The sequence below is a fragment of the Tautonia sp. JC769 genome, assembly GCF_040717455.1.
GTDB lineage: Bacteria > Planctomycetota > Planctomycetia > Isosphaerales > Isosphaeraceae > Tautonia.
The window spans coordinates 58,641-71,621 of sequence record NZ_JBFEFH010000009.1; the positions used below are offsets into that span (position 1 = coordinate 58,641).

The 12,981-nt window shown below is 69.5% G+C and carries 5 protein-coding genes; 3 read left to right on the plus strand and 2 right to left on the minus strand.

Annotated features, from left to right (window positions below; translation table 11 throughout):
* Window positions 1–46: 46 nt before the first annotated feature.
* A complete protein-coding gene (locus AB1L88_RS11360) occupies window positions 47–1,093 on the minus strand; it encodes a dienelactone hydrolase family protein (protein ID WP_367096775.1) in 1,047 nt (348 codons plus the stop codon).
* Window positions 1,094–1,480: 387 nt separating this feature from the next.
* Here AB1L88_RS11360 and AB1L88_RS11365 point away from each other — a divergent pair, with 387 nt between their 5' ends.
* From AB1L88_RS11365 to AB1L88_RS11375, 3 genes are all read left to right on the plus strand, one after another.
* Window positions 1,481–9,580: a tetratricopeptide repeat protein gene (locus tag AB1L88_RS11365; protein ID WP_367096776.1), complete on the plus strand. Its 8,100-nt coding sequence runs from the start codon at window positions 1,481–1,483 to the stop codon at window positions 9,578–9,580.
* Between the two features lie 290 nt (window positions 9,581–9,870).
* Window positions 9,871–10,974: a M28 family peptidase gene (locus AB1L88_RS11370; RefSeq protein WP_367096777.1), complete on the plus strand. Its 1,104-nt coding sequence runs from the start codon at window positions 9,871–9,873 to the stop codon at window positions 10,972–10,974.
* Between the two features lie 76 nt (window positions 10,975–11,050).
* Window positions 11,051–12,118 (plus strand): hypothetical protein, encoded by a 1,068-nt coding sequence (locus AB1L88_RS11375; protein ID WP_367096778.1) that lies wholly within the window; start codon window positions 11,051–11,053, stop codon window positions 12,116–12,118.
* Between the two features lie 54 nt (window positions 12,119–12,172).
* Here AB1L88_RS11375 and AB1L88_RS11380 read toward each other — a convergent pair whose 3' ends face one another.
* Window positions 12,173–12,823 carry a histidine phosphatase family protein gene (locus AB1L88_RS11380; RefSeq protein ID WP_367096779.1) on the minus strand — a complete coding sequence of 217 codons (651 nt, stop codon included), beginning with the start codon at window positions 12,821–12,823 and terminating at the stop codon, window positions 12,173–12,175.
* Window positions 12,824–12,981: the final 158 nt, after the last annotated feature.

Consider the following 12,981-nt stretch of genomic DNA (forward strand, 5'->3'; position numbering starts at 1 on the left):
GAGGCCCCCTGTCAAGACGTTTGACCCCCTTCGCGTGCTCATGCGATCACGCCCGGGGGTTGCCCAGGTGATGGTCGAGGAACCGGTACGACCGCTCCCGGACGTCGGGCGGGAAGTCGTGCTCGTCATCCGGATACTCGACGACCAGGTGATCGGGGGCCCCCAGCAGCCCGTAAATCGGCGTCGCCGACGCGATGCAGACGCGGACCCCCTCGACCTCGAAATTGGCGTCCCGCAGCGGGGAATTCGAGAAGAACGGCCGGGGGGCGAGCGCGCCGATCAGCTCGGGGAAATCGAACGGCATCTTCGCCGGGTCGGTCCCGTACTTCGAGACGATCCGGGGCATGTACCCCTTGTGCGACCAGCCGGCGATCTTCCCCTCGTAGTAATACGGGAAGCTGTTGTAGCCGCAGGACGAGACGATCGCCTTCACCCGGTCGTCGAAGACGGCCAGGAAGATCGAATTGTGCCCGCCGAGCGAGTGGCCGATGGCGCCGATGCGGTCGGCGGCGACCTCGGGGCGGCTCGCCAGCAGGTCGATGCCCCGCATATGGTTCCAGATCCCCTTCATCGAGGCGCTGGCGTAGCCGAGGGCGTAGGGATCGACCGTGTACTCGCCGAAGTTCGGGTAGTCGGGGGTCAGGACGACGTAGCCCCGCTCGGCCAACTCCTTGGCCGACGATCGGTTGGGCCGGGCCTCGACCCCGACCGGCTCGTCCTTGCCCGACCGGACGGTCTGGTGCAGGCAGATCATGGCCGGGAAGCCCCCTTCGGGAGGCTCGCCGTCGGGGATGGACAGCCAGGCCGGCACGCGGTCGCCCGGCTCGCTGGCATAGGTGACGTGGATGCGCGTGTAGCCGTCTTCGGCGACTTCCTCGCCGTACTCGGGGGCGAGGGGGACCCGGCGCTCGCCGCCGGGGAGCGGGCCCATCACCTCCTGGAGGTGGAAGAGGATGTGAGCCCGGCGCACGTCCCAGTCGCTCGGCGAGTCGACCGGATGCGGATTCCCCTGGCCGTCGAGCACGGTGGTCAGGTCCGTGTGGTCGTCGTAGGTCGGTGCCTTGAGTGAAGGATCGGTCGTCTGACGGTACATCGGGGTGCGGCTCCGGGGACGGGACGCTTAGCTCGGGGCGGGAGGGTTGGGGCCGTTCGTCTCGCCATTCCGCGACGGCCTCGGCCGGATGATCGATCTTTGTTGTACGGCCTGACGCGATTCGAGGCAACACGCGATCGGCTCGCCGGGCAGCCGAGGTGATCCGCCCGCTCCGCCCCGGTGTCGGCCAGGCGACGAGCCGAACGAATTCGGGGTGTGACCTAAGACTATCCTGGGGTCATCCGTTGTCTGATCGAGGGGCGTGGTACACTGAGGGCCACGTCCCGGGAGGGGCCGGTTTCTTGCCGGCGCGGTTGATCGAACCGATTGCGATGAGGCATTTGCGGACTCGCAAGGCACGACTGGACACGAAGAGGAGCGTCTGCCATGAGGAACTGGCACGGCCGAGCCGCCGTCTCGATGGCCCTGGTGCTGTCGGGGGCCATTGCCGTCTCCGCGCGACAGGGAGGGGGGAATCCCGACGACACCCCGAACGGAGAGGCGCTCCGGGTGCCGGATGCCCGGCAGGTGATCGAGCCGATCGCGCCCGACCTGCCCGGCGCGGTCGTCGAACACCTGCAAGAAGGCCAGTACGCCGAGGCCGCCGCCCTGCTCGAGGAATGGGGGGCGGCCGATGACGCCGACGCCGACCGCCGCGCCTATGCGGCCTGGATCCGAGGGGTGGCGCTCCGCCTCGGCAAGCAGCCGGACCAGGCCCGCGAGGTCCTGACCGCCGCCCTCGACGCCGACCCGGACGGCCGATGGTCGATCAAGCTCCGCTCCGAACTGGCCGCCACCGAGCTGGCCGCCGATCGCCCCGAGGTGGCCGAGACGCTGGCCCGCGCCCAGGTCGAGACCCTGCTCGACCCGGATCGCAAGGACGGCCTGGCCGGCGTGTACGTGGCCTTCGCCGATCGCCTCCTGGAACCCGAGCAGCCCTCCGCCACCCCCGATCCCGAGGCCGCGCACGCGCTGCTCGATCAGGCCCGATCGCTGGCCAAGGGGGACGAGCTGCGCGCCCGGATCCGCTTCCGGATGGGCCTGGCCAGCCAGCAAGCCGAGGTCTACGGGCGTGCCATCGAGGAATTCCAGGATTACATCGCGACTTTCCCCGAGGGGGACGACCTCGCCCGGGCCCGGTTCCATCTGGGAGAGGCCCAACTCGCCCTCGGCCAGTTGCTCCCGGCCCGATTGACCTGGACCGACCTGGCCCGCGACCTTGAGGACGACGACGCCGCGAAGGACGTGCGGGCCGACGCGATGTTCCAGATCGCGCGGACCTACGGCATCCCCCAGCCGCCCGACGACACGAGCCTCGACCTGGGCATCGCCGCCCTGAGGCGCTATCTCGACGCCTTCCCCGACCACGAAGAGGCCGTGAAGGCCGCCGCCTGGATCGGCACCTCGGCCCAGTTCCGCGGCCAGAGCCAGCGGGCGCTCGACGCCTTCCGCGCCTTCCTCTCGGAGGAGGCATTCCGCGTGACGACCGACGCCGCGCGCGACGACCTGGCCGAGCTGCGGATGACCGTCGCCTTCCAGGTGGCCCAGGTCCTCCGCCAGCAGGAACGCTTCGCCGAGGCGATCGACGCCTTCCGGGGCTATCTGGCCCAGTACCCCGACGGCCCGCAATCGGCCGACGCCCAGCGCGAGATCGTCAACACCCAGCTCATGATCGCCAACGATCAATGGCGCAAGGAACAGTTTGACGAGGCCCGGGCCTCGTTCCGCCAGTTCGTCAACCAGTATCCGCTCGATCCGAGGGTGCCCGAGCTGTTGTGGCAGGTCGGCGAGAGCTTCGCCCAGCAAGAGCGGTTCGACGAGGCGATCGCCGCCTGGGAGACGCTCATCGGCAAGTTCCCCGGCACCGAGGCGAGCGGCCACGCCCAGTTCCGCATCGGCGAGGTGCTGGAAGTCGAGCGGCAGCAGCCCGAGCAGGCCATCGAGCGCTACAAGCGCGTGGCGGTCGAGCCGTGGCAGTCGCGGGCCAGGCAACGGATCGTCACCATGGAATCGACCGAGCTGACGGTCGTCACCCCGAGGACCTTCCGGTCGGGCGAGGTGCCGGTGCTGGAGATCACGACCCGGAACATCGAGACGCTCACCTTCCGCTCGTTCACGCTGAACCCCGAGTCGTACTTCCGCAAGAAGCATGGCCTGAATGGGGTCGAATCGCTCGACGTGGGCCTGGTCGCCCCCGATGCCGAGTGGACGGCGGAGGTCCCCGACTACACCAACTATGCGCCGATCAAGCACGAGTTCACGCTCGATCAGGTCGAGGTCCCGGGCGTCCACGTCATCAAGGTCAGCGACGAGGAGAAGCTCCAGGCGACGACCCTGGTGATCGGCAGCGACCTGGACGCGATCGTCAAGACCTCGCGCGATCAGATGCTCGTCTTCGTGCAGGACATGGTGAAGGGGTCGGGACGGCCGGGGGCCCGCGTGCTCGTCTCGCAAGGGGGCCAGGTCGTCGTTGAGGAGACGACCGGCGACGACGGCGTGGTGCTGGCCGATTGGCCGCAGCCGAGGGACCCGGGTGCCCCGCTCTCGTACCTCGTCATCGACGGCCCGCACGTGGCCGGGACCGGCCTGGGCGTGCCGCAGCAGGTGGCCCGCGGCCTCAGCCCGAGGGCGTTCCTCTACACCGATCGCCCGGCGTATCGGCCCGGCCAGCAGGTCGAGCTGCGCGGGGTGGTCCGGGAGGTGAAGGACGGCCAGTATGACCACGTGCCGGGGGCGTCCTATCGCCTGGAGGTGGTCGACAGCCGGGGGCGGCGGATCATCGAGAAGGAGGTGACGCTCTCCGGCTTCGGCACCTTCCACGAGTCGATCCCGATCGATTCCTCGGCCCCGGTCGGCTCGTATCAGGTCCGGCTCGAACAGCCGGGCAAGAGCAGCTTCTCGGGGGCCTTCCAGGTCCAGGCGTATCAGTTGCGCAAGGTCGACCTCACGATCGACCTGCCTCGCTCGGTCTACTTCCGCGGCGAGACGGTCGAGGGGAAGGCAATCGCCCGCTACCAGTACGGCACGCCGCTGGCGGGGCGCTCGATCCTGGTGGAATTGCCCGACGGCCGCACGCTCTCGGGCGAAACGGACGACGACGGCGAATATGAATTTTCGTTCGAGACGACTGGCTTCGGCGAGGAGCAGCCGCTCGTCATCATCGGGCGGTTGCCCGAGGAAGGGGTGGCCGTCACCGGGTCGGCCATGCTGGCCGTGCGGGCCTTCCGGATCGACCTGACCACCTCGCGCGACGTCTACCTCGACGGCGAGGCGTTCCCGCTCAACGTCCGCACGATCGACGCCCTCGGCGAGCCGACCGGGGCGGAGCTGGAGCTGGCGATCCTCAAGCGGGTCGGCGAGCGGGGGCGGGTGGCCGAGCGTCAGGTCGAGATCAAGGAATTCACGACCGACGAGGCGACCGGGGCCGCCTCGGTCGACCTGGCCATCGACGATTCCGAAGGCGGCTCGTACGTCCTCCGGGCCTCGGGGACCGACCGCTTCGGCAACCCGATCGTCGCCGAGCGATCCCTCACGATCTCCGGCTCGGAAGACGCCGAGAAGTTGCGCATCCTGGCCGATCGCCTCGCCTTCAAGGTGGGCGAGCGGGCCGAGGTCAATGTGTACAACCGATCGGGCACCGGCCCGGCGCTGGTGACCTGGGAGGCCGACCGGATCCTCGACTACCGGATCGTCACCCTGAACGACGGGGAAAACACCGTCGCCTGGGACGCGAACGACGCCCAGTTCCCGAACGTCACCCTGGCCGCGGCCCGCATGGCCGATTCGGCCTTCCACAAGGCGCAGGCCGAGATCACCCTGCAGCGGGATTTGCGCGTGACGGTCGAACCGGCGAAGGATCGGGTCGGGCCGGGCGAGGACCTGGAGGTCGTCGTCACCGCGACCGACCAGCTCGGCAATCCCGTGAAGGCGGAGCTGTCGCTCGCGCTCGTCGATCGGGCTTTACTGAGCCTGTTTGAGGACCCTCATCCGCCGATCGGCCCCTTCTTCTACGACCAGGTGCGCACCGGGGCGTTTGCGACCGAGGCGACCAACACCTTCCGCTACGCCCCGCCGACCGAGCCGATCGCCGACGCCCTGCTCGAAGAACAGCAGCGGCAGGAACTGGCCGCCCTTGCCGATCGCGAGGCCGATGCCGCCCGCTCGCAGGCAGGCCAGATGATGGGCATGGAAGGTATGGGAGGCATGGGGGGAATGGGAGGCATGCCGGGTGGTCGGGACGGGATGTTCGCCGCCCCGGCCCCTGCATCCGAAAGTGCTGAGATGTCCCAGCTTTCCGTCGGTGCGGCCCTGGGGGAGGCCCAAACTCCCGCGATGGACGCTGAGGGAACGGTAATGGGGCGAACCAGGGCGCTCAACGCCCCTGCCCGCGCCAAGTCGGAATTCTTCTTCCGAGACATGGTTGAGAGTCGAGGGGCGGGGCGCCTCGAAGGGGTTGAGCCGGTCACCCGCCAGCAGTTCGTCGAGACGGCCTACTGGAACCCGAGCATCGTCACCGGCGAGGACGGCACGGCACGCGTGACCCTGACCGCGCCGACGGCCCTCTCGCGCTATGAGTTCTCGGCGCGGGGTGTGACCGGCGCCGACACCCTCGCCGGGCAAACCACGGCCGAGGTGCAGGTGGCCCAGGATTTCTTCGTCGAGCTGGGCGTGCCGAGCATCCTGACCGAGGGGGACCAGCCCCGGTTCCTCGCCCGGGTGCATCACACCGGGGTGAAGGGCCGGGTCGAGCTGCGGCTCGCCTCGTACGCGACCGGGCAGGAACGCCTCGACCCGAAGGCGATCGAGGTCGACGGCGACGGCGTGACCGAGGTCCTGTTCGACCCGCTCCCGATCCCCGACGCGACCTCGATCGAGTTGACCCTGACCGCCCGGGCGGGCGACCGGGCCGACGAGATCGCGACCACCGTCCCCGTCCGCCCCTGGGGCGTGCAGGCGATCGCCTCGGCCTCGGGATCGAGCCGCAACGATGCCACCGTCTTCCTCGAACTGCCGAAAGGGCGGCGCTACGACGCCCCCGAGATGCTCATCACGCTCTCGCCGTCGGTGCAGCGGATGCTGATCGAAGTGGCCCTCGGCCAGCAGTTCTGGCTCCGTTCCGGCCGCCTCGACAGCGACCTGGCCCGCATCTGCCTGCCTCCGTCGCACTCGGTGGCCGATCGCGCGTCGGACCTCCTGGCCGCGACCGAGGCGCTCGTCTATCTCCGCAAGGTGGGCGGGTCGGAGGCCCCCGAGGCCGCTCGGCTGACCGCCCGCATCCGGGGGCTGGTGGCCGAGCTGGTCGGGTTGCAGAACGAGGACGGCGGCTGGCCGTGGGTGCCGTCTCGGCCGGAATCGCCCGGGGCGAGCGACCGGCTCACGTCAAGCTCTGTGCTCTGGGCGCTGGCGGCGGCCGATTCGGTGGGGTTGCTCAGCGATCGCTCGGTCGCCGATCGCGCGGTCGGCTGGCTGGAACAGCAGTTCGCCCAGCTCGACGCGGGGGACCGCGAGACGCGGGCCGCCCTGCTCCACGCCCTCAGCACCCGGGGCCGAGGCGGATTCGAGCAGGCGAACCGCCTGAACCGCGACCGCCAGGATCTCTCCAATAGTGCGCTGGCGTTCCTGGCGCTGACGTTTGCAAACCTCGATCGGTCGAGCCTCGCCTCCGAGGTGCTCGGCGTGCTCGGCCCCCGGTCGAAGACGACCGCGCCCGAGCCGGGCGCCCCCCTGCAACGCTACTGGGAGGCCGACACCCGCCACCCCTTCCACCAGTCCACGACCGAGGTCACGGCACTGGCCGCGCTGGCCTATGCCCGCGTGCGACCGACGGCCCCCGAGGGCGACCAGGCCGCCGCCTGGCTCCTGGCGCAGCGGGTCGGGTTCGGCTGGAACCCGTACAAGGCGAAAGGGCCGGCGATCGCCGCGCTGAGCCGCGCCTTCGGCGAGGCCGACGCCGCGGCAGACAATTACCGGCTGGTCATCACCGTCAACGACGAGGAGGTCCACCGCGTCGAGGTCTCCGGGCGATCCGAAGGCCAGGCGATCCGCGTGCCCCGCAAGGCGATCGACCCCGCCGGGCGGAACCGCGTCCGATTCGACCTGGAGGGGCGCGGGACCTTCGGCTATGCCGTCACGCTGACCGGATTCACCCGGGAGTTCGGGCCGGATCAAGATCGGCACAACCGTTCCTTCACGATCGATCGCCGGGTGATGCTGGCCGCGGCCCCGGAGTTCGAAGGGAAGCCGCTGCCCACCGGCTTCTCGGTCGCGGTGAACCCGCAGACCTTCCGCAACGAGGTCTCTCAGGTCGCCCTGGGCGGCCGGGCCCGGGTCGAGCTGTCGGCGAGCCGGTACACCCCGTCGGGCCAGCCGACCTGGGAGCGCGAGTTCCTCGTCATCGAGGAACCCCTGCCGGCCGGCGTGATGCTGGTCGAAGACTCGATCCAGACGAGTGCCTCGCATTATGAGGTGAACGACGGCCTGTTGACCCTCTTCTTCGCCCCCGACCAGTACCCGGGGACGACGACGTATGACGTCTTCGGCAACCTCTCGGGGACGTTCCGAGCCCTGCCGCCGTCGATCCGGAGCGCCTACGATCCGGGGCGGGCCCACCTGGGCGCGCCGATGAACGTCACCGTGCTCGAACCCGGCCGGTCCTCGACCGACCCTTATCGGCCGACCCCGGACGAGCTGTTCGCCCGGGGGTCGGCCCTCTTCCAGGCGGATCGGTTCGCCGAGGCGGCCGAGGCCCTCGGGGCGCTCTGGTCCGGCTACACGCTGCGGGACGACGTCGCCCGGGAGGCGGCCCGGATGCTCCTGACCGCGCACATCCGGCTCGACCAACCCCGGCCGATCGTCCAGTTCTTCGAGATCCTCCGCGAGAAGGCCCCCGACATCGTGATCCCGTTTGAGGAGATCGCCGCCGTCGGCCGCTCCTACGCGGCGATCGGCGAATCGGAACGGGCCTATCTCGTCTGGCGGGCCACGGCCGAGGCGAGTTACCTCGAAGACGCCCGCGTGGGAGAGGTCCTTCGCCAGCGAGACCGCCCGCTCGAAGCGGTGGCGTACCTGCTCGACCTCTGGCGGACCTCGCCGGAAACCGCCTCGATCGAGAGCGACTTCTTCGCGCTTTCACAGGTCCTTGCGGGCCTTGCGGGCCAGGCGGGCGAGGATCCGGGCCTCCGGCAGACCCTGCTCGACGCCGAGGTGGCCCCGCCGCAGTTGCTCCTGCAGTCGATCCGGCTGGTGCGGACCTTCCTCGCCCAGTCGCCCGACAGCCCGATGGCCGACGAGGCGAGCCTGGCCCTGGTCAACACGTACCTCGACCTGAACGATCATGAGACCGTGGTGCGGCTGGCCGAGCGGTTCGCCGATCGCTTCCGGGAGAGCACCTATCTCGATAGCTTCCGCTACTCCGAGGCGCTCGGCCGCTTCCGCCTCGGTCAGTATGACCGCGCCATCGCCGTGGCCGAGACGATCGCCGCCGCCACCTACCGCGACGACCGCGGGGCCGAGGTCCCGAGCCCGAACAAGTGGCAGGCGATCTACATCCTCGGCCAGATTTTCCACGCCCGTCGCGACGCCTCGAAGGCCGTCTCGTTCTACGAGCAGGTCGCCGACCGCTTCACCGACGCCGCGGGGGCCATCCAGCAACTGACCCGGGAGGAGCTGGAACTGCCCGAGATCACCGAGATCCACCCGGCCCCGGCCCCCGAGGTCGCCGCCGGCGGCGATGGGGTCGTCCGGGCCTTCCTCGATGAGGACGACAACCCGGCCGACGGGCCTTCGGTCTCGCTCCGGTCGCGCAACATCGAGGAGGCCGCGGTCACGGTCTACCCGGTCGACCTGATGCGGCTGTACCTGACCCGCCGCAGCCTCGACGGCATCGCCGGCATCGACCTGGCGGGGATCACCCCCCTGGTCGAGACGACCGTGCCCCTCTCGGAGGGGATCGACTTCGACGCACACGCGACGGAGATCCCCCTGCCGGTCGAGTCGGAGGGTGCGTATCTGGTGATGATCCGGGGGGACGATCGCTATGCCTCGGGGATCGCCCTGGTGAGTCCCCTCGAGCTGGACGTCCTGGAAGAGACCGCCGCCGGGCGGGTCCGCGTGACCGTCCGACTCGCCGAGACCGGCGAGTTCTTGCCGGGCGTCCAGGTCCGCGTGATCGGGTCGGGGAATGAGCGGTTCTTCAGCGGAGAGACCGACCTGCGTGGGGTCTTCGTGGCCGAAGGGGTGCGTGGCCAGGTCACGGCGGTCGCCCGCCGCAACGGCGATCAGTACGCCTTCTATCGAGGGGCTTCTCCGGTGGGGGTTCCTGAATCGCCGCCCGTCCCGTCCTCCGAGCCCTCGGCCCCCGCGGAGGCGTCGCTCGAAGAGAACCTCCGACTGCAGAACCGCTCGAACCAGCTCCGCCAGATGGAACGCCTCGAACAGCGATTCCAGGAAGGGGGAGGCAAGGGCGTGCAGGTGGACAAGGCGTATTGATTGCAGGGCCGTGTCGGCTTGAAGTCGTGGGTCGTCGCCATGTCGATCCGATCCGGAGTTGCCCGGGTCGGATCGACATGGCATGATTCATCATGAACTCCACTCGAACTCGCTGGCCGTTGGTGACGACTCCTCCACCCCATCCCGATCCTGATCTCACGGTGACGGGCGAGGCCATGCCGTGCCCCTTCCGTCCCGATCGTGCACTTCGGCTGATTCATCGGCTCGCGTTTCCTCGCGCGGTGGGTTCGCCCGGAGAACGTCTGGCCGCGCGTCTGGTCGAGCGAGCGTTGGCCCGATCGGGCCGCGCGGTCGTCCGAGAGCGCTTTCCGGTCGGCACGACTGCCCGCAGGTTCGGCAGTCTGCTGGCCTTCCTCGGGGCGTCGGTCCTGGTGACGATCGGCGCGGTGGGTGCCATGCACGCGCCCGTTATCCTGACGCTGGCAGCCCTGGGGGCCGGATACCTGGTCAACGCCCCCTGGCTCGTGACCCGGTCGCTGGCCGACCGGCTCCGGGCTCGTGTCTGGTCAAACAACCTGGTCGCCTGGCCGCCTCGGGACGACGAGGCCGAGGCCCCTCCCGCCCGGGTGGTCTTCCTGGCGCACTACGATTCGAAGTCGCAGCGATTGCCGACCGGCCTGCGGGTCGCCCTGGTCGTGGCGGTGACGGCCGGCTGTGCGATGCTGGTGGCGGTGTCGATCGGGAGCATGATGCCGGGCGTCGCGGTCGGTGTCGTTCCGCTGGCGGTGATGGCGACCTTGATCGACGCCTGTCTCCTCGCCTTGATGTGCAACGCCTCGGGCAACCGCAGCCCCGGGGCCCTCGACAACGGCTCGGGACTGGCCGTCTTGCTGGAGCTGGCCCGATCGTGGCGTCCCAGGCCCGATGCGCCGGTCGATGCCGTCTTCCTGGCCACGGGGGCCGAGGAGGTCGGCCTCGACGGCGCCAGGGCCTTCCTCCAGCGTTATGAGTGGTGGCTCCGCGAGCGCCCGACCCTGCTCATCAACCTTGAAAGCCTCGGGGCGGGTGCCCGCGTCTGGCTCGCCGGATCGCCCGGGGCCGTCGCGCTGGCCGAGTCCGTGGCCGGGGCCGAGGCCATCCCCACCGCCCGCTTCCGCATCCTGGGCGCGGGCATGGACCACGAGCCGTTCGCCGCCGCCGGGCTGGAGGCCGTGAGCCTGCTCGGCGATGTGGTCGGCACGTCGGCATCACTGCATACCCCGCGCGACGGCGTCCATTTGATCGACCTTGATGCGATCGCCCGGTCCGCGCGGCTTGCCTCGGTGCTCGCCTGGAACTGGGGCGAGCGGCACCGTCTTCCGGACAGTCCGTCTCGGCCGACATCTCTGCCACCACCTTGCGAAAATGACCACAGCGTCCCGATCATGACTTAAGGTCCAGTGGGAGCGTTCCTCGTCAGGAGACGCTTGGCAAAGAATCCCGATGGCGTGATCCCAGAGGAGAGCAAGCATGTCGCTCGTGAGAGGTTTCGGCGCCCTGGCGCTCGTGGTCCTGTGTTCCAGCCCGGTGGCTGCCCAGCTCTATCCCGGCGCCATGATGCGCGGCGGTTGGGGCGGTTTCGGCACGGGAGGACGGGACCCAGGGGCCGATTATCTTCGGGGAAGCGGCTACTACATGCGGGCTCAGGCCGATTATCAGGTCAAGGCGGCCGAGGCGAGCAAGCTCCGGGCCGAGGCGTACGCCAAGTGGAACCAGGCGATCTCCGAGGCCCGCAAGGCCCAGGAGACTCGAGACGCCCAGCGGCGCGATCGCCAGGCCGTGGAGACCGCGATCCTGACCCGCGAGGGGATGGTCGAGGCCGGCATCCTGCTCAATCAAGCCGTCGATCGTATCCTTGATTTCCCGGCCGATGGCACGCACGACGCCCTGGCCTCCATCCCACTCGAGGCCGAAGTCCTGCGCGACATTCCTTTCGAAAACGCCTCGGAACCGATCACCGCCTGCCTGGCCGTGCTGACCCAGGAGGACGGCTGGCCCCCGCTCCTGCGTCAGGAGGAGTTCGATGAGCCGCGCCGGGCGTTCTCGAAGGCCATCACCGCCGCCCTGGCCGAGGACCTCTCCGGCTCCCTCTCCGACGCGACCCGATCGGAACTCGACGACGCCCTGAACGCGCTCCGGTCCGTGCTCAAGGGGGAACAGAAAGGCTTCCCCGTGGTCGGCGCCGACGACGCCGACCAGTTCCTCCGGACCCTCGCCGGCATGATCCGCTTGCTCGACGACCCCGAAGGCGGGGCCGTTTACCGGATGATCCAGTCGTATGAGCACGGGTCGATGGTTGACCTGGTCGGGTTCATGCACGCCTACAACCTGCGCTTCGGGCGGGCCAAGACGGATCGGCAGAAGGAAATTTACCGGCAGTTGGATGCCATGCTGGCCTCGGTTCCGGTCGCCCAGGCCCCTGCTCCGGATGCGGCCACGAAGCCTCTGGTCGAGAGCAGCAAGCTCGTCGGCGAGTCGGCCAGGGAACTCTTCTCGAACCTGAGCTGGGACGACATCGACAAGGCCGCCGGTCGCTGAATCGATCGGGCGATCGCCGTCGCGCGGCTCGCACCTCCGGCCGCGCAACCGGAATCACCGCCGACCGGGGTTCTCGAGTGCCCCAGCTTCGCGATCCAATGCGGCGATCGTCCACCCCCGGTCATCATGGCGGAGGTCGTTCACCGCGACGTGACGGATCGCGATGCGGTGATAGTCGGCCGGGGAAAATGCTTCAAACAGTGAGGTAATCAGCACGCGAATCACCACGCCATGCAGCACGACGACGACCGTCTCGCCCCGGTGCCGATCGGCCAACTCCCGGAACGGCGGCACCACCCGATCGCGCAGCTCCCGGTACGATTCGCCCCCGGGGTGGGCGGCATCCAGGTCCCCCTCGCCCCATCGTTTGATGAACGTATCGACCTCGGCGCGGACCTCGGCGATCGTCGCGTTCGACATCGAGCCCATCCGTCGTTCGTGAAGCTCGGGGACGATCCCCAGCGTCACCCCGCACGACCGGGCGATCGGCCCGGCCGTCTCGCGGGCCCGCGTCATGCCCGAGCTGTACACCGCGTCGGGCCGCAACCGGGCGATGGCCTCGGCGGCGGCCCGGGCCTGTTCGAACCCCTGAGGGCCGAGGCCGATGTCGGACTCGGCCCCGTGGAACCGGTCGGGGGCGGCGGTCATCGCGTGGCGAAGCAGCAAGATCCGCGTGGCAGGCATCGAGGGGGAACCGGTGGTCATGACGGTTGGGTTTCTCGGTCAGATGGTGTAAACTTTGAGGTGAATTTTCCCCGGGTCGGCGAGCACCCGACGACGGCCAGAACCCCGGCCTCGCGCATCCGGGGTTCCTCGTCGGGCGTGTGGCACGCACGATGGGCTTCGACGCCTTGCCGATCCCT